The organism is Tropicimonas sp. TH_r6, from assembly GCF_033101155.1.
GTDB lineage: Bacteria > Pseudomonadota > Alphaproteobacteria > Rhodobacterales > Rhodobacteraceae > Tropicimonas.
This window is the reverse complement of record NZ_JAWMPX010000006.1, coordinates 38,114-57,928: the sequence shown is the minus strand read 5'-3', so window position 1 is coordinate 57,928 and position 19,815 is coordinate 38,114. Positions and strand designations below refer to the sequence as shown.

Annotated in this window: 17 protein-coding genes; 12 read left to right on the top strand and 5 right to left on the bottom strand. The window is 64.8% G+C overall.

Translation table 11 applies throughout. From position 1 onward, the window contains the following. Positions 1-246 precede the first annotated feature (246 nt). Positions 247-2,910, top strand: coding sequence for an EAL domain-containing protein (locus tag R3X27_RS08080; RefSeq protein ID WP_317708336.1), 2,664 nt, complete (start codon positions 247-249; stop codon positions 2,908-2,910). Positions 2,911-3,103: 193 nt separating this feature from the next. Continuing rightward, entirely contained in the window at positions 3,104-4,084 is a 981-nt protein-coding gene (gene dusA / locus R3X27_RS08075) for a tRNA dihydrouridine(20/20a) synthase DusA (protein WP_317708335.1), read from the top strand. Between the two features lie 220 nt (positions 4,085-4,304). Here the strand turns inward: dusA and R3X27_RS08070 are convergent, their stop codons facing one another. From R3X27_RS08070 to ccmI, 3 genes are read right to left on the bottom strand one after another with little or no spacing between them, the layout of a single operon-like run. Further along, positions 4,305-4,541 carry a DUF1289 domain-containing protein gene (locus R3X27_RS08070; protein WP_317708334.1) on the bottom strand — a complete coding sequence of 79 codons (237 nt, stop codon included), beginning with the start codon at positions 4,539-4,541 and terminating at the stop codon, positions 4,305-4,307. After that, a complete protein-coding gene (ruvX, locus tag R3X27_RS08065; RefSeq protein ID WP_317708333.1) occupies positions 4,538-5,014 on the bottom strand; it encodes a Holliday junction resolvase RuvX in 477 nt (158 codons plus the stop codon). The genes R3X27_RS08070 and ruvX overlap by 4 nt, the downstream gene beginning before the upstream one ends. After that, positions 5,011-6,543, bottom strand: coding sequence for a c-type cytochrome biogenesis protein CcmI (gene ccmI / locus R3X27_RS08060; protein WP_317708332.1), 1,533 nt, complete (start codon positions 6,541-6,543; stop codon positions 5,011-5,013). The genes ruvX and ccmI overlap by 4 nt, the downstream gene beginning before the upstream one ends. Positions 6,544-6,788: 245 nt before the next feature. On the opposite strand from ccmI, the gene R3X27_RS08055 reads away from it, so the two are divergent. From R3X27_RS08055 to R3X27_RS08035, 5 genes are all read left to right on the top strand, one after another. Then, positions 6,789-8,036 (top strand): sarcosine oxidase subunit beta family protein, encoded by a 1,248-nt coding sequence (locus R3X27_RS08055; RefSeq protein ID WP_317708331.1) that lies wholly within the window; start codon positions 6,789-6,791, stop codon positions 8,034-8,036. 261 nt (positions 8,037-8,297) lie between these two features. Next, positions 8,298-8,627 (top strand): TfoX/Sxy family protein, encoded by a 330-nt coding sequence (locus tag R3X27_RS08050; RefSeq protein ID WP_317708330.1) that lies wholly within the window; start codon positions 8,298-8,300, stop codon positions 8,625-8,627. Between the two features lie 4 nt (positions 8,628-8,631). Next, positions 8,632-8,955 (top strand): sarcosine oxidase subunit delta, encoded by a 324-nt coding sequence (locus R3X27_RS08045; RefSeq protein ID WP_317708329.1) that lies wholly within the window; start codon positions 8,632-8,634, stop codon positions 8,953-8,955. Continuing rightward, positions 8,952-11,960 (top strand): sarcosine oxidase subunit alpha family protein, encoded by a 3,009-nt coding sequence (locus R3X27_RS08040; RefSeq protein ID WP_317708328.1) that lies wholly within the window; start codon positions 8,952-8,954, stop codon positions 11,958-11,960. The genes R3X27_RS08045 and R3X27_RS08040 overlap by 4 nt, the downstream gene beginning before the upstream one ends. Beyond that, positions 11,953-12,516: a sarcosine oxidase subunit gamma gene (locus tag R3X27_RS08035; protein ID WP_317708327.1), complete on the top strand. Its 564-nt coding sequence runs from the start codon at positions 11,953-11,955 to the stop codon at positions 12,514-12,516. The genes R3X27_RS08040 and R3X27_RS08035 overlap by 8 nt, the downstream gene beginning before the upstream one ends. A gap of 288 nt (positions 12,517-12,804) precedes the next feature. Here the strand turns inward: R3X27_RS08035 and R3X27_RS08030 are convergent, their stop codons facing one another. Together R3X27_RS08030 and R3X27_RS08025 are read right to left on the bottom strand one after the other, a co-directional pair. Then, positions 12,805-13,023, bottom strand: coding sequence for a DUF1127 domain-containing protein (locus R3X27_RS08030; RefSeq protein WP_317708326.1), 219 nt, complete (start codon positions 13,021-13,023; stop codon positions 12,805-12,807). 809 nt (positions 13,024-13,832) lie between these two features. Further along, positions 13,833-14,036 (bottom strand): DUF1127 domain-containing protein, encoded by a 204-nt coding sequence (locus R3X27_RS08025; protein ID WP_317708325.1) that lies wholly within the window; start codon positions 14,034-14,036, stop codon positions 13,833-13,835. A gap of 310 nt (positions 14,037-14,346) precedes the next feature. Between R3X27_RS08025 and R3X27_RS08020 the strand changes: the two genes are divergently transcribed. The 5 genes from R3X27_RS08020 (at position 14,347) to R3X27_RS08000 (ending at position 19,789) form a co-directional block, all read left to right on the top strand. After that, positions 14,347-15,441, top strand: coding sequence for an Mrp/NBP35 family ATP-binding protein (locus tag R3X27_RS08020; RefSeq protein WP_317708324.1), 1,095 nt, complete (start codon positions 14,347-14,349; stop codon positions 15,439-15,441). A gap of 684 nt (positions 15,442-16,125) precedes the next feature. Continuing rightward, positions 16,126-16,629 carry a division/cell wall cluster transcriptional repressor MraZ gene (gene mraZ / locus R3X27_RS08015; protein ID WP_317708323.1) on the top strand — a complete coding sequence of 168 codons (504 nt, stop codon included), beginning with the start codon at positions 16,126-16,128 and terminating at the stop codon, positions 16,627-16,629. Between the two features lie 3 nt (positions 16,630-16,632). Further along, on the top strand, positions 16,633-17,631 hold the full coding sequence (gene rsmH / locus R3X27_RS08010) for a 16S rRNA (cytosine(1402)-N(4))-methyltransferase RsmH (protein ID WP_317708322.1): 999 nt from the start codon (positions 16,633-16,635) through the stop codon (positions 17,629-17,631). Beyond that, a complete protein-coding gene (locus R3X27_RS08005) occupies positions 17,628-17,984 on the top strand; it encodes a cell division protein FtsL (RefSeq protein ID WP_317708321.1) in 357 nt (118 codons plus the stop codon). The genes rsmH and R3X27_RS08005 overlap by 4 nt, the downstream gene beginning before the upstream one ends. 5 nt (positions 17,985-17,989) lie before the next feature. Beyond that, complete coding sequence (locus tag R3X27_RS08000) at positions 17,990-19,789, top strand: penicillin-binding protein 2 (RefSeq protein ID WP_317708475.1); 1,800 nt, start codon at positions 17,990-17,992, stop codon at positions 19,787-19,789. The last annotated feature ends 26 nt before the right edge of the window (positions 19,790-19,815 follow it).

Sequence of the window (19,815 nt, the reverse complement as noted above, 5' to 3'; positions counted from 1 at the left end):
GGAAACGGACTATGCCCGGAGGCAATGGCTGTCCGGGCGCTGTGTTGTAATTGCGAGCCGCCACTCGAGAAGATTTCCCGAATCCTGATCCGGACGTTCCATCACCCGCCTATTTGAACCATGAAGGCCGTCATAAGGTCGCCGATGCCTGAGATGGAGGAAAGCCAGACCTATCCCCGCGAGCCGTCGAGAGACGGAGCGGGACCAGCGGGAACCGGACCTGGCGCGGAGATGTCTGGAGGAAGAATGCAGGATCGATTGCCGGTGGGCAGATATGCCCAGGCGGAGGACAGGACGGCCACGAGCCCGTTTCGGTCCGTTCCACGGCTGATGGCCCTCCTGCCGATGATCGTTCTAGTCCTGGTCCTGTTCCGTGTCGCCCAATTCGGTCTGAGCCCGGTCCGGGGGCTGCAACTCCTTGTCGGCCTTGGGCTTCTGGTGGCCAGTCTTCTGCCCGGACATTTACAGCAGGCCGCCTGGACGCCCACCGTTCATGCCGCGCTCCTGCTGCTTCCGGTGACAGGGCTTGTCCAGTTCGGCCTCTCCGCGCCAGCCTTTACCTGTTTCATGGCTGGGAGCGTGATGGCGGCCATGTTCGCGGGGCTCCGGGTCGCGATCGGGTTGCTGGTGTTCCAGCTGGTGGTCTTGCTGACGATTGGTCTAGGTTTCGTCCTTGGTTGGCTGCACCCTGTCACACCGCTTGACGAGATGAATGGGGATCTGCGCAACTGGCTGGTTCTGGCGACCGGGCTGGTCGCGGTCTCGATCTATATCATCTGGATGACGGCGACCTTGCGGGGGCAGACTCAACAGGCAATTGCCGCTGTCCGCAAACGCCAGGAACAGCTTGATGCGCTTGTCCGGCACGCACCTGAGGGAATCATGATCCAGAATGTCGAAACCGGGTGTTTCGAACTGGTGAACCCGCGTGCGGAGCAAATTCTGGACATGAAGAACGCAGCGCTTTCCGGGCGCAAAGGGCTCTTCGATGTCAGCGCGCCGGTTCAGGGAGACAGGCCGCTTTCCAATGCGATCGTTCAGGCTCTCATGCAGGATGCGGTCGATGGCGGGGCGCCGCGTTTCGAATGGGTGCTCCGCGACGCGGCCGAAATCGAGATTCCCTGCGAGATCAACCTCGCCGCTCTTCCCTCCGAAACGGGGAGCCTGGTGCGCATCAGTATCGCGGATATTTCCGATCGCACCGAGGCGGGACGGATGCGCGACCTCATGACGGTGCTGTTCCAGAGCAGCACCGAGGGGATGATCCTGTGCGATGGGGCTGGCCGGATCGAAGCGGTCAATCCGGCGGTCGAGCGCGAGTGCCGCTGGACCCAGACGGATCTCGTCGGCAAGGACCTCGGCGACTTGCTGGCCGACGAGGACCGGCCGGCCATTCGCGCGGCGATCGAGGAGGGGAGCCGCTCTCGCCTTCCGGGGCCGCCCCGGTGGAATGGCGAGGTTGCGTTTCGCCGGCGGGACGGAACGACCTATCCGACCTGGACCATCGTCACGGCGATCCTCGATACAGCGTCCGGTCGACCGACCAGGTTCGTCGTGCTTGCGCGCGACCTCAGTTTCGCGCGTCAGGCGGACGAAGAGATCCGGCGGCGGTCCGAACTCGACTCCCTCACTGGGTTGCCAAATCGGCAGAGCCTGTTGCGCCGGGTTGCGAATACCATGTCCGCCGGAACAGATACGGCCGCTGCCGGGCTGGCGCTGATCTTCCTCGATATTGACCACCTCAAGCAGGTCAATGACCGCTATGGTCATGCCGCCGGCGATGCTGTCCTGCGCGAATTGTCCCGCCGCCTGGAAGATCTGGTTGGCGAGCAGGATCTGCTCGCCCGTCATTCCGGCGACGAATTCGCGCTCATGCTGGAGGGACCGGATGCGGCGCAGCGCGTCGAGGGCGTGCTTCATCGCCTGCAGCAAGCGGTCGAGCAACCGGTCGAGCTGGATCGCGGCAGCGCCCAGATCGGCCTTTCGATGGGGGTCGCCTTCTCCCCGGACCACGCGTCGGACGCGGCCGGGCTGATAACGGCTGCGGATCAGGCGCGCTTCGTTGCCAAGGCCCAGGGCGGCAATCGGTCGGTGCTCTATACGCCGGAGATCGGCCGTCGCGCCCATGACAGGCTCCACTTGCTGGACGAACTGCAGAAGGGGCTCGAGAATGGCGAACTTCTCGTGCTCTATCAGCCGGTCGTGGAGCTGGCATCCGGACGGCTGGCCAAAGTGGAAGCCTTGGTACGGTGGCAACATCCGCAGCTTGGCCTGCTTGGCCCGGATCGCTTCGTCCCCCTGGCGGAAGAGGCACAGATGATCGACGCGGTCGGGGACTGGGTCTTGCGCAAGTGCTGCGCGGATCTTCCCGAGCTGCGGGCGCGTTTCGGAGCGGAGTTCGGTGTCTGTGTGAATGTCTCGCCCCATCAGCTTGCGCGCGCCAGCGAAGCGCGGATGGAAGAGTGGCGCGCATTGATCCGGAAGACGACGGGCGGGGCGGCCGGCTTGGTTCTGGAGATCACCGAAAGCGCTCTTCTCGACCCGGCGCCTACGATGGTGGCGCGGCTTGCTTCGCTGCGAACGGCCGGGGCCCAGATCGCGCTGGACGATTTCGGAGCGGGCCACACCTCACTGCTCTACTATCTCTCGCATGATTTCGACTTCTTGAAGATTGATCGGGAGTTCGTGCGTGACGTGTCGGAAAACGCGCGCGCTGCAGCGCTGTGCGAGTCGATTCTCGGCTTTTCGAGGCGGATGGGTGCCATTTCTGTCGCGGAAGGCATTGAGAGCCCGGAGCAGGCGCGTGCTCTTCGGGATGCGGGCTGCGCCTTCGGGCAGGGCTACCTCTTCTCCCAACCGACCCCCCTTTCGGAGTTGTGCCAGTTGCCGGAGAAATTCCATTTCGATTGACCGTGGCAGATTGCTCGATCCCGTGGAGGCTGACGGTTTCGATTGCCATCCTGAACCGATGTACCGCGCTTGGCATACAGGTTAGAGAGCCCGTAGAATAGGCCGACCGGGGAAAGGCACACTCCGCTCAGAGAGTGTTTTGTGCGCCATGTCCTTCTGATGGCGTTGGGAGGGCCAAGCTGGCCGGAAACAATTGAACAGTGATATGAAACTCTCCGTTGCACCGATGCTCGACTGGACGGACCGCCATTGCCGATCGTTTCATCGTGTGATGTCGGCTCGGACTCTCCTCTACACGGAAATGGTGACCGCTCCGGCTCTTGTCCGTGGCGGTGCGCTGCATCTTCTGGATTTCGATTTGGCCGAAGCGCCCGTGGCTTTGCAACTCGGGGGCTCCGATGCGCGGGAACTGGCGCAGGCGGCGCGGATGGGGGAGCAAGCCGGGTATGACGAGATCAACCTGAATCTCGGATGCCCCTCGGATCGGGTCCAGTCGGGACGGTTCGGGGCAGTCCTGATGCGGGAGCCGGAGCTTGTCGCCGATTGCCTGTCACAGATGCGGGACGCCGTTTCGATACCGGTCACCGCGAAATGTCGGATCGGCGTGGATGACCAGGTCCCGGAAGAGGTTTTGCCGGCATTTCTTGAAGCCCTTCGGGGAGCCGGGATAACCCATGTGACGGTCCATGCCCGCAAAGCCTGGCTGCAGGGGCTCAGTCCGAAGGAGAACCGGGATATTCCGCCGCTGGACTATGCGTTGGTCCAGGCGATGAAGCGCGAATTTCCGGATATGCACCTGTCGATCAATGGCGGAATCGCGACCCTGGACGCTGCCGAGGAGCAGCTTGCGGCCGGGATGGATGGCGTCATGATCGGGCGGGCGGCCTACCATCAGCCAGCCGACATCCTGCTCGACGCGGATCGGCGCATCTTTGGCGAAGAGAGCGAGCCGCTTGAGGCGCGCGAGGTCGTGGCGCGGATGCGTCCCTATATCGCCCGTCATCTGGAGGCTGGGGGACGCCTGCATCAGGTCACGCGGCATATGCTGGGGCTGTTTGCGGGCAAGCCCGGCGCGCGCGGTTGGCGGCGCGTTCTCAGCGAAGGCGCGGCCGGGAAGGGGGCCGGGCTAGAGGTGCTTGACGCTGCCCTGGAGCCGGTTTCGATCGAGATCTGAGCACGGTTTGGCCGGCGGGCGACGCAATGTGCGGACGGACCGGACGCTCGCTGCGCGGGCAAGGAAGCGCAACCCAAGCCGTGCCAGCGCCAGCCCGCCGGGACGGGCAGGTGCTGGCACGGCGCCTTCGGCTTGATTCCGTGCCAATCAGTGCGTAACCCCAACGGCCCTTTGCGGCTCTTTGCGGGAAACGGGCCTCTCAATGCTGATCAGCACCCACTCATCCGTCAGCGCGTCGTGCCTTGCGCCCGCCGCGCCGTTGTTTCAGGAGGCCCGCCCGAGAAGGCAATTCCTCGATCAGGTCGGTGCGCGCCTGAGCCGAGAGTCGGCCCCAGCTGGCGATCTCGTCCATCGTCCGATAGCAGCCGGCGCAAATCCGCGCCTCCGGGTGGATCACGCAGACCTTGTTGCAGGGCGAGGCCACCTCGTCCCGTTTCCAGAGATCGTCATCTTTCATAGCGACCGCCTCATATGCCCCAGCCTGTCCAGCGCTCCTTGCAGGATAAACCCGGCAGCGACATGGTCGATCACCTCGGCGCGACGCTTTCGCGACGTATCCGCCTCCAGGAGCGCTCTTTCGGCGGCCACGGTGGACAACCGCTCGTCCCAGAAGGTGATCGGCAAATCCGTCAGCTTCTCCAGGTTGCGGGCGAAGGCGCGGGTCGACTGGCAGCGCGGGCCTTCGCTTCCATCCATGTTGCGCGGCAAGCCGAGCACGATGCCACCTGCCTCGCGCGTCGCCAGCAGCGCCAGCAGCGTTTCGGCATCCAGGCCGAATTTCTTCCGCCGGATCGTTTCCGCGGGCGTTGCCGTGCTCAGGAGCCGGTCCGAGAGGGCGACGCCGATGGTCGCTGTGCCCAGATCCAGTCCGGCGATGGAGCGCATGGAGGGCAGGGCGGCGGCGAAATCTTCAAGGTCCTCGCAGATCACTGCGCCGGCTCCAGACCGATGGCCACTGCGGCCTCGCGCACGATGGCCAGGTGCTCGGGGTCTGTGAAGCGCTCCTGCGCCTCGCCCCAGATCGCCGCGGCCCAGTCCTGTTCGCCGAGCACACCCAGCGAAGAGATCATCCGCGCCCAGTCTCGCGGCGGGCCACCTTCTGTCGCCAGCCGGTCGCCGAGCTGTTCAACCATGCTGCGGATCATCGTCTCTCGGTCCTCGGGCGACATCTCAGCCGCCGCCTTGATGTCCTCATCCGACGGCCCCGCGCCATTGGGCCCGACCTCTTCCACCCCGGCAAAGGCTGCGGCCTGGCGGATCGGCGCCAGGTCGGCCTCCGAAGAGAATGTCCGCTGCGCCTCGGACCAGATCAGGCCGGCACGCTCGGTATTGCCCAGAACGCCATGCGCCCGGATCAGCTTGGCCCAGTCCGAGGGCGGCCCACCTTCCTCGGCCATGCGGCGACCGAGCTGATCGACCATCCCTTGAATCATGTCCTGGCGGTCTTCCTCCGACATGTCCTGAGCCGCTTCCATTTCCTCGATGGAGGGCCCGCCGGCCCCGTGCGGATTCGCGCCCATCGCCGCCTCGGGCGGCAGCTGATAGTCCAGCATCCCGGCCATATAGGCGACGCTTTCCAGCCGCGCGCGGATGATCGGGATCCAGGGCGCCGATGGCGGCCCCTCGCGCAGCAGTGGCTCCCAGAATGCGAAGGCCTGGTCCGGACGGCCCGTCTGCAGGTGCATCAGCCCGGCATAGTAGCGTGCGATGGGATTCTTCGGATCCAACTCCAGCGCGCCGTTCAGCGCCCGGTCGGCCTCCTGCGAGACCACACCGCCAGCGGCCTGGATCAGCATCGCGGCATAGCTCGTATAGTCCTGGCTCGTCGCGCCGTCTCCCTTGAGCTCGATCACCTTGGCTTGCGCGGTATGGGCGGCGGGCAGGTTGCCCAGCTGCGCCTCGTTGCGTGCCAGCAGCACCCAGCCTTCAAGCTCTTCGGGGCGCTCGACGACCGCTTCCCGCAGCTTCTCGATCAACTCGGCATATTGCGGGTCGATCTCTGGCGTCGGGCTGGGCGGGATGTTTGCCTCGTATTCGGCCTGGCTCGGGCGGTCCCGGCGCGCCTGCTCGGCGTCGGCCAGGCGTTTGGAGAGCGGCTGGTCGCCATAGCCCGGCGCGCCAATCGCCTCGTAGATCAGGAAGGCGCCACCGATCACGGCAACTCCGCCAAGCGCAGCAACGCCGAAGCTCAGCGCTCTCGGCGCCACACGGGTCTCTGCCCCGCCCGCCTTGTCCGCCTCGAGGATACGTCGCTTGATCTCGGTGCGCAGCCGCTCCGCTTCGTCCTCGGCAACGACACCGCGCGCCAGATCCTTCTCCACCGCTTTGAGCTGGTCGCGATAGACCGGCAGATCGAGAGCGTCCGGCCCCTCCGAATCCACACGCGGTCGCAGCAGCGTCCAGCCGATCCACAGCGCGGAAATCAGAGCGAAAGCCCCAGAGACTATCCAGAATGTCATAAGCCCTCCCGGCGGCCAGCCATGGGTTGGTCGATTTTTAAGCGTCGGATTACACCTCTATCCGTATCCTTGGGCAGGGCAAAGCCCTTCCCGCGATCCAGCTGGCCCCGGGGCCGATCACAAGGTCGTTTCCCGCACGCAAGATGCCGCAGGCGGGCGGATGTGCTTTCTGAATCGATCCCAAAAAGATTACCGTGCCCGGGGTGCCGCAAGGCGCCCGCCGCTGCCCAGGACGAGGACCGCCCATGCGCCGTTATTCCGCCTTTGCCATCGCCCGCGAAGCCTTCCGCCACCATGCCGGCTGGGAGCGCGCCTGGCGCTCGCCGGAGCCGAAAAAGAAGTACAAGGTGATCGTGATCGGCGCCGGCGGCCACGGGCTCGCCACCGCCTATTACCTTGGAAAGAATTACGGAATCCGCGACATCGCGGTGCTGGAAAAGGGCTGGCTCGGCGGCGGCAACACGGGGCGGAACACGACCATCATCCGTTCGAATTACCTGCAGGACCCCTCCGCCGCGATCTACGAGAAATCGCGCAGCCTCTACGAGACCTTCAGTCAGGATCTCAACTACAACGCCATGTTCAGCCCCCGCGGCGTGATGATGCTGGCGCAGACCCAGCACGAGATACGTGGCTATCAGCGCACCGCACACGCGAATGTGTTGCAAGGCGTGGAGACGGAGTTCATCACGCCCGCCCGCGTCAAGGAGATTGTCCCGATCATCAATCTCGACGGCCCGCGCTACCCCGTCCTCGGCGCGCTCTGGCAGCCGCGCGCGGGCTCGGCGCGCCATGACGCGATCGCCTGGGGCTATGCGCGGGCCTGTTCCGCGATGGGGATGGACATCATCCAGAAATGCGAAGTGACCGGCGTGCGCTCCGAAAAGGGCGTGGTTTCGGGCGTCTCGACCAACAAGGGCGATATCGATTGTGACAAGCTCGCCATCGTCGTGGCGGGGCATTCGGGGCAACTCGCGGACATGGCCGGCTTCCGCCTGCCCATCGAGTCGGTGGCGCTTCAGGCGCTGGTCTCGGAGCCGATCAAGCCCTGCATGGATTGCGTGGTCATGGCCAACACGGTGCATGGCTATATGAGCCAGTCGGACAAGGGCGAGATGGTGATCGGCGGCGGCGCGGATGGTTACAATAACTACACCCAGCGCGGCTCCTTCCACCATATCGAGGAGACGGTGCGCGCCCTGGTCGAGACCTTCCCGATGATCTCGCGTCTGAAGATGATGCGGATGTGGGGCGGAATCGTCGACATGACGGGCGACCGTTCGCCGGTGATCTCCAGGACCCCGCTCGGCAATTGCTTCATCAATGCCGGCTGGGGCACGGGCGGGTTCAAGTCCATCCCCGGCTCCGGCTGGGCGATGGCGGAGCTGGTCGCCAAGGGCGAGCCGGGGCCACTGGCCGCCGAATTCGGCCTGGACCGCTTCCGCGAAGGCCGGTTCATCGACGAGAGCGTTGCCGCGGGAGTGGCGCATTGAGGATGGTCGCTATCCCAAAAGCTTGCGCTGTTCCTGCCGTAGTTCAGTATGGGCACGCCCTATCGGCTTGCCGGCCCGGGCGACCAGCCCGGGCCACGCCCGACCTCTCCCCAGGGAGGGCGTTTTGCAACCTAGCAAAACGGGCCAACGTCACAGTGGGTTGCACCATAAATTGCCAACCACCAGCGGCGCGAACGCCCTCCCGAGGTCGAACGCATCCCGGTCTGGTCGCCCTCCACGCTTTCCGGGGAGGCCGCTTGGATGGCCTATTCTGAACAGCTCGCCGAAACCATGCGCGCCGACCTCGGGATCGAGCCCGGCCTCTCGGAGAAGAAGATGTTCGGAGGGCTCTGTTTCCTGCTGAACGGCAACATGGTCTGCGGCGTCCTGAAGGACGGCGCCATGTTCCGGGTCGGCAAGGAGCGCGAGGCGGCGGCGCTGGAGCTTGGCGCCGAGCCGCTCTCCTTCACCGGACGAAAAATGGGCGGGATGGTCGAGATCGACGACGGCGCCTTCACCGATGACACGCTGCGACGCGCCCTCGTGGAGCTGTCCCTGTTCAATGCTGCCAGCCTGCCGCCAAAAGGATGAAGACATGCTGATCCTCCACTGCCCCTGTTGCGGCATCGATTGCGACGAAACCGAGCTGGCCCCCGGCGGCGAGGCGCATCTCAAGCGCCACGGCCCCGGCGCCTCGGACGCGGAATTCGAAGCCTATCTCTTCGAGCGCGCGAACCCGAAAGGTGTGCATTTCGAGCGCTGGCGCCACGCCAATGGCTGCGGCAAGTGGTTCCTCGCCGCCCGCTCGACCACGACGCTGGAAGTCTTCGGCACCTATGAAGCACAAACCACCGAGCCGCCCGCCGAGATCGTCGAGAAGATCCGCGCGCGCATTCCGGGATGGGAGGGACGTCCATGAGCAAACGCCTTGAACAGGGCGGCCGCCTGATCGACCGCGCCAAGCCCCTCGGCTTCGTCTTCGACAGCAACAGGCTCGAAGGCTACGCGGGCGACACGCTCGCCTCGGCGCTGCTCGGCGCCGGCACGACGCTGGTCAACCGCTCCTACAAATACCACCGCCCGCGCGGCATCGTCGCCAGCGGAGCGGAAGAGCCCAATGCCCTTGTCGGCCTCGGCCAGGGCGCTCGGTTCGAACCCGACCAGCGCGCCACCACCACCGAGCTCTTCGACGGCCTCACAGCGATGCCGCAAAACGCCTGGCCCTCGCTCGGATTCGACGCGATGGCGGTGAATGGCTGGATGTCCGCCTTCATGCCGGCGGGCTTCTACTACAAGACCTTCCTGTGGCCGCGCGCCTTCTGGAAACACGTCTACGAGCCGGTCATCCGCAGCGCCGCCGCCTCCGGCCGCCCGCCGCAGGAGCCGGATGCCGACAGGTACGAGCATTTCCACGCCTTCGTGGACGTGCTCATCCTCGGCGGCGGTATCGCCGGCCTCCAAGCCGCCCTGACCGCCGGCCAGTCCGGCGCCCGCGTGCTGCTTCTGGAACAGACCCCGCATTGGGGCGGGCGCGCGCCAGTCGATGGCTACGAGATCGATGGCAAGCCGGCCGAGCGCTGGATTGCCGAGACCCTGGCCACCCTTGAGGCGATGGAAAACGTCACCCTGCGCACCCGCACCATGGGGGCCGGTGTCTTCGATCATGGCTATGCGCTCGGATATGAGCGTGTCTCCGACCACATGCCGGGCGATGGCGCGATCCGGCACCGGCTCTGGAAGATCCGCGCCAAGCAGATCGTCACCGCCACTGGCGCCATCGAGCGCCCGCTGAGCTTTGCCGGCAATGACGTGCCCGGCGTGATGCTCGCCTCCGCAATGCGCGACTACGTCGTGAATTACGGCGTTGCCCCCGGCGAGAAGGTCGTCGTGGTCACCAACAACGACGACGCCTATCGCACCGTGCTCGCGCTGATCGATGCCGGGCTGGAAGTGCCCATCGTCGTCGATGCCCGCGATCGCAATGACGGCCCGCTGGCCCGCGAAGCCATGCGGCGCGGCGTTGCGGTCGAATGCGGCGCGGCGATCATGAAAGTGAAGGGCAAGAAGCGGGTCGAAGGCGTCATGCTCTGCCGCGCCAATGGCACGGGGGGCGCCGGCGCGCCGGTCAAATGCGACGCGGTCGCCATGTCCGGCGGCTGGTCCCCCGTGGTCCATCTCTGGTCCCATTGCGGCGGCAAGCTCACCTGGTCCGACGAGAACGCGCATTTCTATCCCGATCCGTCGCGCGCGCCGACCGGTGCAGACGGCAAACCCTTTGTCACCACGGCGGGCGCTGCTTCGGGCGCAATGGGCACGGGGTCCGTACTCACGGACGCGGCCAGCAATGCGGCGGAAGCCTGCGGCGCGGCGGGCTATGCCGTAACGGCAAGCGCGGCGCAGGCGGTGGATGCCGAGGAAGTGCCGATGAAGCCGGTCTGGGTAATGCCGGAACAGGCGCTGCCCGAACTGCGCGCGAAGATGTTCCTCGACTTCCAGAACGACGTGAAGGTCGCGGACATCCAGCTCGCCGCCAAGGAAGGCTATGAAAGCGTCGAGCTGACCAAGCGCTACACCACGCTCGGCATGGCCAATGACCAGGGCAAGCTCTCCAATATCAACGGCCTGGCCATCCTCGCCGACAGCCTGAACGCCGAGATCCCGCAGGTCGGCACCACGACCTTCCGCCCGCCCTACCAGCCGATCTCCTTCGGCTCCATCGCCGGCGAGGCGCGCGGGGCGACCTTCCAGCCGCTGCGCCGCACGCCGATGCACGAGTGGCACGAAAGGAACGGCGCCTATTGGGAGCCGGTCGGCCATTGGCGCCGCCCCTATTGCTACCCCAAGCAAGGCGAGAGCCATGACGAGGCGGTCGCGCGCGAAGTGCTCGCGACCCGCAACTCGCTGGGCCTGCTGGACGCCTCCACGCTCGGCAAGATCATCGTCAAGGGACCAGATGCCGGCCGCTTCGTGGACATGCTCTACACAAACAAGATGTCGACTCTGAAACCAGGCAAGTGTCGCTACGGGCTGATGTGCAACGAGAACGGCTTTCTTTCCGATGACGGCGTGGTGGCGCGGATCGACGCGGAGACCTTCCTCTGCCACACAACCTCCGGGGGCGCAGACCGCATTCATGGCTGGATGGAAGACTGGCTGCAATGCGAGTGGTGGGACTGGAAGGTCTATGTCGCCAATGTCACCGAGCAATCGGGCCAGATCGCCGTGGTCGGCCCCAATGCGCGCAGGCTGCTGGAGAAGCTCGGCGGCATGGATGTCTCGAAAGAGGCGCTGCCCTTCATGGGCTGGGCCGAAGGCGAGCTGGACGGCATCAAGGCGCGGATCTATCGCATCTCCTTCTCCGGCGAGCTGTCCTACGAGATCGCCGTACCGGCGGGCGAGGCGATGGCGCTTTGGAGCAAGCTGCTGTCTGCTGGGCGCGAATGGTCGATCACGCCCTATGGCACCGAGGCGCTGCATATCATGCGGGCTGAGAAGGGTTTCATCATGATCGGCGACGAGACGGATGGGACGGTCATCCCGCAGGATCTCGGCCTCGGCTGGGCGATCTCGAAGAAGAAGGACGACTATCTCGGCAAGCGGGCGCAGGAGCGCACGCATATGGTCAGCCCGGACCGCTGGAAGCTCGTGGGGCTGGAGACGCTGGACGGCTCGGTTCTTCCCGATGGCGCCTATGCCGTCGGTGAGGGCAACAATGCCAACGGCCAGCGCAACACGGTCGGGCGGGTGACCTCGACCTATCTGTCCCCGACGCTTGGCAAGGGGATTGCCATGGGGCTTGTCCATCACGGGCCGGACCGGATGGGCGAGGTGCTTCGCTTCGTGGCCACCGATGAGAGCGTGGTTGAGGCGAGAATCGTCAGCCCGGTCTTCTTTGACCCGGAAGGGGAGAAACAGGATGTCTGAAGCCGTCACGGCCCTTGGCGGGGCAAGCAGCGCGGGTCCGGTGGCCCAGGTCGAAGAACGCACGATCCAGGGAATGGTGACGCTGCGAGGCACGCTTTCGGAGCTGGCCCCGGCAGTGGAAGCTGTCACGGGCTGCGCGATGTCCGGCACACGCGGGATCGAGCATGCGGGTGACGCGGCGGTTGGCTGGATGTCTCCGGACGAGCTGCTGCTGCTGGTGCCCTACGCCCAGACGGGCGAGATCGTCGCCGCGCTTGAGGAGAAACTGGCCGGCGTGCATCACCTCGCGGTCGACGTCTCCGATGCGCGCGCCAGTTTCCGCCTCGAAGGCCCTGGCGCGCGCGAGGTGCTGGCCCGGCTCTGCCCGGTGGACCTGTCGCCGGCCGCCTTCGGACCCGGAGACCTGCGCCGCACCCGGCTGGCGCAGGTTCCGGCGGCATTCTGGATAGACGAGGCCGGCGCGTTCACGCTTGTCTGCTTCCGATCGGTGGCGCGCTATGCCTTTGATTGCCTGGCCGAAGCGGCGTCCGGCGAGGCCGTGGGGTTCCTGGCTTGAGACGGTTTTGAACAGGTTGCGGACGTCGGGCCGTGGCATTGATGGGCACCGAGCAGGGGCCTAGGCCGGCCTTGCCGGAGCCGTGTCTGTCCCGGCGGATCGCTTGCCACCTGCATGCGCCGACACACCAAGGGCAGGCGCAGACGCGGCGACTCTCCGTCCTGTGCGAAACCAGGCGTCTTGTTCGATCCCTCCAAAATAGAAAAGCGGCGACACCGGGAGGAGGGTGTCGCCGCTTTTGTCTGCTGGCCTCAAGAGGGAGGAGAAGGGCCGCAGAATTCGGTTGGGTCAGACCGTGCGGGCCGCCTCGCGGGCAAGCTCGGGGAACATTGCGCGGCTCAGGCCGAGATCACGCAGGTCGCGCTCGTCCAGTGCTTTCAGTTCGCTCATGGTCTGGTGGTAGGCCGCAACTTGACGCAGCTTGGTCCGCAGGCCCTCGACCATGCCGACGAGTCCGGAAGCCTGGAGGCCGGTTTCAACGCGGTTGGTGGTGGCAGCGATTTCCATTTTCATCTTCCTTCGGATTGCTCAGGGCCATCCCGAGCCGGGTTTCGAAGCGCTTCGTCGTAAGCTGTTAGCGCTCTCGTTGGGCTATAACTTATGGGTTTTCGCGCCGCCTACAATTCCGAGAATGGTCAAACCGGCTATGCGTTTTTTGCTCCGAGCTATGCTGTTAGCGTTAATTGGATATTCATCTCGCGGCGCATCGCCGACGCGAGACAGGAACTCCAATTCCGAGAGCAGATACAAAAATGGCGGCGACACCAGGGAGGAGGAAGGTGTCGCCGCCGATAAGACAGAATACCCAGGGAGGAGGTGGGGCATCCTGATCTGGAACCGCGCCATTCAGCGCGTGCCGGAAGATCCGGCGAAGAAGGTGCGGCGACATCAGGGAGGAGGTTGATGTCGCCGCGTAACCGAAAGACCCAGGGAGGAGGACGGATCTTCGGAACTCTGTGTTTCTGCACCGCGAGGCGCGTGCCGGGCTGGCCGGCGGAATTAGGGTGCGGCGACACCAGGGAGGAGGTTGGTGTCGCCGCGAAACCGAAAGACCCAGGGAGGAGGACGGATCTTCGGAACTGTGTGTCGCTGCGCCTTCGTGGCGCGCCGGGTCAACCGGCCGTGTAAGTTGCGGGGACACCAGGGAGGAGGGTGCCGCCGCCGAAACCGTGACCCAGGGAGGAGGAGGGGCCGTCTGGCTTCGTATCTCTGCCCTATCGGGCGGTATCTTGTGGCGGCAGCCTCAGGGAGGAGGAGGAGGCTGCCGCCGTATCAGAGAACCCAGGGAGGAGGACGGGTTTCTGAAACTCTATTTCCTATGCCGCGTGTGCGGCCTGTTGTGCCACTGGCCGGATCATCTCCCGGCTGAGGCCCAGTTCGCGAAGCTCGCCATCGGTCAGGGCCGACAACTCGTTCAGTGCCCGGTGATAGGTCCGGCTGCGATCGAGGCGAGCGCGGGCGCCGCGAAAAGCGGCGGTCATCCAGCTCGCGGAGCGGTTGTCTTCAGCTTTCTGAGTCATGGCCGTCTCCTTTCTCATCTGTGCCCGGATCATCCCGGCGTCGTTTACCATCTTACCCGAGGCGAGGTTTATATCTCGTTAGCGCCTGACTTGGTTTGTGTTAGCGCCCTCGGTGATAATCAAAATAAGGATGAGGTCGGTTTTCGCAATCGCCCCCGGCCTCAATGCCGCTATGCAGCATTTGCATACGTTCTGCTGACCTTTTGCAGGGCGAGTTGCTACATTTTTATGCGGCACCGGAACCCCACTTGCGCTCGGAGCGTCGCGCGATAGGTGTGGGGGCACGGAATTCCGGAAGGTAGGTAGGAAAATGGCGGTGACGCGGGAAGAAGTTGTCAAGGCGCTCGGGGCAGTGAATTTGCCGGATGGTGGCGATCTTGTCTCACGCGACCTTGTGCGAGCGGTAAATGTCGATTCGTCCGGACGGGTCAGTTTCGTGATCGAGGCCGAGTCGGCTGACGCCGCGCGGTCGTTGGAGCCGGTTCGGCAGGCCGCTGAGGGTGTCGTCGCGCGGCTTGAAGGCGTTTCCGGCGCCTCGGCGGTGCTCACGGCGCATTCTGCCGCGAAGCCCGGGACTGCGGCGCCGGCAGGTGCGCCGCCGAACCTGAAGGTGGGGCGCCATCCCACTGCCCAGCCGTCGGGGCCGCAGACCGTGCCCGGGATCGGACGCATCCTTCTTGTTGGGTCCGGCAAGGGCGGGGTCGGAAAATCGACTGTTTCGGCCAATCTCGCCGTTGCGCTGGCGCAGCAGGGGCGGCGGGTCGGATTGCTCGACGCCGATATATATGGCCCGTCCCAGCCGCGCATGATGGGCACAACCAAGCGTCCGGCCTCTCCGGACGGCAAGGTGATCGAGCCGCTGTACGCGCATGGCGTTACTCTGATGTCCATGGGCTCTCTGCTCAAGGAGGCCGAGGCCGTGATCTGGCGCGGGCCGATGCTGATGGGGGCGCTGCAGCAGATGCTTGGCGATGTCGCCTGGGGCGAACTGGACGTGTTGATCATCGACCTGCCGCCGGGGACGGGCGATGTGCAGCTCACGCTTGGACAGAAATACCGGACCACAGGCGCGATCGTGGTCTCGACGCCGCAGGATGTGGCGCTGCTCGATGCGCGTCGGGCCATCGACATGTTCTCCAAGCTGAACGTGCCGCTGCTCGGGCTGATCGAGAACATGTCTACTTATATATGTCCCAATTGCGGGCATGAGGCGCATCTCTTCGGTCATGGCGGCGTGGCGGCCGAAGCGCAAAAGCTGGATGTGCCATTCCTCGGGGCGCTGCCGCTGGAGCTTGAGACCCGGCTTGCGGGCGATTCCGGCCGACCGGTCGCGCTGGAAGACGGATCCGCGGCCGAGGCCTATGCGGCGCTGGCCGCGCGGCTTGTCGGCGGCGGTATGGCCTGACGCATTTCTGAAAATAGTCCCGGGCGCTTCGACGCCCGGGACGCGCTCCGGGCTGTAGCGGCCTGTCGAGCCTGGTGGCGGCTGTCACTGCTTCGATCATCATGGGAAATCGTGACACTCCGCTGTTTCCGGACTGCGGCAATCCGAATCGGACTCGCGCTCCAGCCTTGATTCGTATGGGAATTCATGGTCCATCGGCCCCCGGAGAGCTGTTTTGGGGCCGTTTGGACGACACGGATGACCTTCTTTGAATTTTTTTCGTTAATGCGTGGCTGTCCATATCTGGTGTCACATTTTTCTCGTTCCGCTAATTATTGCGGAGAAGGCGGTCTCGATGCCCCGTCAAGCAACAGTGTGGAGGCAACGTTGGGCTGAAGTGGGATAATGTGGTGTTGATTTCCATGTAGTGGTCATGCATAAAGATCCCACACGATGAGGACGGGCTTACAAGGGGCAACAAAGACCCCGGAACTTCCCAAAGTCAGGTTTCATACAGGCACCCGCATTCATCGAAACGACAAGAGATCCGACGCGTGAGCGAGCAGACATCCCCCCAGGTGGCACGCGCGATCGGACATACCCAGTAATGGGACGAGGGCGGCGGATCAGACAGTGGCAGCAGTCTGATCCGCCGTTTTCATTCCAGGGGACGAAAAACGGACGAGGCAGCAAGGAGCGCTCAAAGTGGCGCGAGTGTTCAGAGGTCAGGGCCGCCACAAGGTGGATGGAAAGGGCAGGGTCTCCGTCCCGGCCAATTTCCGCCGTGTGCTTGAAGCCTCCGACCCGGACTGGACCGATGGCCTGCAGCCCAACCTGGTGATCCATTACGGCACCGCCAAACGCTTCGGATACCTTGAATGCTACACGATGGAGGCGATCGACGAGGTCGATGCCAAGATCGGCGCGCTCAAGCGCGGCACGAAAGACCGCCGCATGATGGAAGCCTATTTCAGCGCCCAGACACATCCTGTCGTGGTCGACGACAATGGACGCATGCTGATTCCGAACTGGATTCGCGAGAAGATCGGCCTTGAGGGCGATGCGCTTTTTGTCGCCGCCCATGACACTTTCCACATCTGGAACCCCGAGACCTACGAGGGCGAGGTCGAGCCGCAGACCGAGGCGCAGCTTGACGAGCTTCCCGAAGATATGGACCCGCTGGTCCTGCTGGATGGTGGGGGGGTCTGAGCCATGGCCGCCTCTCGTCCTCCAGAAAGCGTAGCCCCTCATATTTCCGTTCTGATCGATCCGCTGATCAAGGCTGTTTCGCCTCTGTCCGGCCTCTGGCTGGACGGGACATTCGGCGCGGGCGGTTACACGCGCCGACTGCTGGAGGCCGGCGCCGACACCGTGATCGGGGTGGACCGCGATCCTACGGCGCTGGAACTCGCCGCTCCGCTCAAGGACGAATTCGGCGACCGGCTTCGTCTCGTGCAGGGGCGCTTTTCCGAGATGGACCTGCATGCGGGCGAGCCGCTCGACGGTGTCGTGCTCGATCTCGGTGTCTCCTCGATGCAGCTCGACCAGGCGGAGCGCGGCTTTTCCTTCCTGCGCGAAGGCCCGCTCGACATGCGCATGGAGGCTGGCGGTCCGTCTGCGGCGGATCTCGTCAACACGGCGAGCGAGTCCGAACTGGCGGACATCCTCTATCACTATGGTGAAGAGCGTGCCTCGCGCCGCATCGCCCGCACGCTCATCGCCGTGCGCCCCTTCGAGAACACGCTGCAACTGGCCGAGGCTGTCGCCTCCTGCTTGCCGCGCCCGCGCCCGGGCCAGATCCACCCCGCGACCCGCGCCTTCCAGGCCATCCGCATCGCGGTCAATGACGAATTCGGGGAGCTGATCGTCGGGCTGGAGGCCGCTGAGCGCGCGCTGAAGCCGGGCGGCAAGCTGGCCGTTGTCACCTTCCATTCGCTGGAGGACCGCGTCGTCAAACGCTTCCTTCAGGCCCGCTCCGGCAGCAAGCCCCAGGCCAATCGCTATGCGCCCGAGGTCGAGGAACAGATCGCGCAATTCCGTCTGCTCTCCCGCAAGCCTATCGGCCCCTCGGACGAGGAGATCGCCGCCAACCCGCGCGCCCGCTCCGCCAAGCTGCGCCTCGCGGAACGCACGGGCGCCCCAATTACCCCGCTCGACAGAACTTCCATGGGCCTCCCTGGCCCGAAAGACTGGTGGAAGGAAACGCCGTGAAGACATTTCTTTATCTCTGCGCCGCGCTTGGCGTGATGGGGCTCGCTTTCTGGGCCTATCAGGAGAATTACCAGACCCAGGCCGCGCTGAAGCAATCCGCCAAGGTCAAGCGCGAGATTGGCGAGTTGCGCCAGAGCCTCGCCATTCTCAATGCCGAATGGGCCTATCTGAACCGCCCCGAGCGGCTCGCTGAACTGGCCGAGATCAATTTCGATCGACTGGGTCTGTTACCGCTGGAACCGGAGCAGTTCGGCGCGGTCGAGCAGGTGGCTTTCCCGCCGCCGCCCGTGCTGCCGATCACCGATCCCATCGAAGTCCGTGGCCAGCTTGACGGGGAGGGACAATTCCCGTGACCGAGATGAAAGAAACGCCCCGCACCCCGCTCCGCCCTATCGCCAGCGTCCTCTCGGCGCGCGAAAAAGGCGAGAATCCCGATGTCATCGAGCGCGAGAACCTGCGCAAGCGCCATGAGGGCGACCGCGATCGGACGCGCCGTTGCGCCGAAGGTCGGCTGCTCGTGCTCGCGCTCTTCTTCTTCTGCGCCTTCGCTGTGATCGGGACGCGGATGGGCACACTGGCCGCCTCCGAGGCGACAGAGCCCCGCGCCGCCGCGACCGGAACGGCGATCATCGCCTCGCGCGCCAATATCGTTGACCGTAACGGGCGGATCTTGGCCACCAATCTCTCGACCCATTCGCTCTATGCCCAGACCCGAGACATGGTCGAGCCGAACCGTGCGGCCGAGGAGCTGGCGCTGATCTTCCCCGATCTGGATCCGGAGACGCTCAAGAAGGACTTCACCGGCGACCGCAAATTCCTCTGGGTGAAGAAGAAACTCAGCCCCGAGCAAATGCAGGCCGTTCACGATATCGGCGAGCCGGGCCTCCTCTTCGGCCCGCGCGAAATGCGTCTTTACCCCAACGGCAAGCTCGCCGCTCACGTGCTCGGCGGCGCCAGCTTCGGCCGTGAGGGTGTGCATTCGGCCGAAGTGGTCGGGGTGGCCGGGGTCGAAAAGGCGTTCGATGCCTGGCTTCGAGATCCGGTCAACAATGGCGCACCGCTTCAGCTCTCGCTCGACCTGACGGTGCAAGCCGCCGCCCGGGAAGTGTTGCAGGGCGGTATGCACCTGCTCAATGCCAAGGGTGCGAGCTCCGTGATGATGGATGTCGAGACCGGCGAGATCCTGTCGCTTGTCTCGTTGCCCGACTTCGATCCGAACGATCGCCCCCGTCCGCTGGCCACCGGCGATGCCGGTGACAGCCCGCTCTTCAATCGCGCGGTGCAGGGTGTCTATGAGCTTGGCTCCGTCTTCAAGATCTTCACCGCCGCGCAGGCCATCGATCTTGGTCTCGTCAATGCACATACCATGATCGAAGCCCATGCGCCGATGCGGTGGGGCAAGTTCAAGATCAAGGAGTTCAAGGGCAAGTCCTACGGCACGATCACGGTGGAGGATGTCATCGTCAAAAGCTCCAATGTCGGCACGGCCAAGATGGCACTGGCCATCGGAGCCGAACGGCAACGGGAGTTCCTCGGGTCGATGGGCTTTCTCGAGCCGACCGAGCTGGAAATGGTCGAGGCGCCGACCGGCAAGCCGCTTCTGCCGGCCAAGTGGTCCGAGATCTCGACAATTACGATCTCTTATGGGCACGGGCTGAGTTCCTCGCCCGTACATCTCGCCGCTGGCTACGCTTCGCTGCTCAATGGCGGCACCCGGGTGCGCCCGACGCTGCTGCGCCAGGACAGCCCGCAGACGGGCGAGCGCATCGTTTCCGAGGGCGCCTCCAAAGCCGCGCGCACCATGTTGCGCCAGGTTGTCAAGCGCGGCACGGCGAGCTTCGGCGAAGTGCCGGGCTATGCGGTCGGCGGCAAGACGGGCACGGCGGACAAGCCGAAGCCGAAGGGCGGCTATTACAAGGACAAGGTCATCGCCACCTTCGCCTCCGTCTTCCCCGCTCATGACCCCAAATATGTGCTGATCGTGACCTTTGACGAGCCGGTCGAGACCTCCGGCACCCAGCCGCGCCGCACCGCCGGCTGGACCGCCGTGCCGGTCGCCGCGGAAATGATCCGCCGCACTGCGCCACTTCTCGGTCTGCGTCCCGGTCCGGAGCCGGGCGAAGAGCCGCAGGTCGTCAAGGCTTCGCACCAGCAATAGTACCGGTAGACCCCGTGGCCAAAAGC

Coding starts and splice junctions, on each gene's coding strand:
- R3X27_RS08080 (WP_317708336.1), top strand. CDS start 247: ATGCAGGATCGATTGCCGGTGGGCAGATATGCCCAGGCGGAGGACAGG.
- R3X27_RS08070 (WP_317708334.1), bottom strand. CDS start 4,541: ATGAAAGATGACGATCTCTGGAAACGGGACGAGGTGGCCTCGCCCTGC.
- ccmI (WP_317708332.1), bottom strand. CDS start 6,543: ATGACATTCTGGATAGTCTCTGGGGCTTTCGCTCTGATTTCCGCGCTG.
- R3X27_RS08055 (WP_317708331.1), top strand. CDS start 6,789: ATGCGCCGTTATTCCGCCTTTGCCATCGCCCGCGAAGCCTTCCGCCAC.
- R3X27_RS08050 (WP_317708330.1), top strand. CDS start 8,298: ATGGCCTATTCTGAACAGCTCGCCGAAACCATGCGCGCCGACCTCGGG.
- R3X27_RS08045 (WP_317708329.1), top strand. CDS start 8,632: ATGCTGATCCTCCACTGCCCCTGTTGCGGCATCGATTGCGACGAAACC.
- R3X27_RS08040 (WP_317708328.1), top strand. CDS start 8,952: ATGAGCAAACGCCTTGAACAGGGCGGCCGCCTGATCGACCGCGCCAAG.
- R3X27_RS08035 (WP_317708327.1), top strand. CDS start 11,953: ATGTCTGAAGCCGTCACGGCCCTTGGCGGGGCAAGCAGCGCGGGTCCG.
- R3X27_RS08030 (WP_317708326.1), bottom strand. CDS start 13,023: ATGGAAATCGCTGCCACCACCAACCGCGTTGAAACCGGCCTCCAGGCT.
- R3X27_RS08025 (WP_317708325.1), bottom strand. CDS start 14,036: ATGACTCAGAAAGCTGAAGACAACCGCTCCGCGAGCTGGATGACCGCC.
- R3X27_RS08020 (WP_317708324.1), top strand. CDS start 14,347: ATGGCGGTGACGCGGGAAGAAGTTGTCAAGGCGCTCGGGGCAGTGAAT.
- rsmH (WP_317708322.1), top strand. CDS start 16,633: ATGGCCGCCTCTCGTCCTCCAGAAAGCGTAGCCCCTCATATTTCCGTT.
- R3X27_RS08000 (WP_317708475.1), top strand. CDS start 17,990: ATGAAAGAAACGCCCCGCACCCCGCTCCGCCCTATCGCCAGCGTCCTC.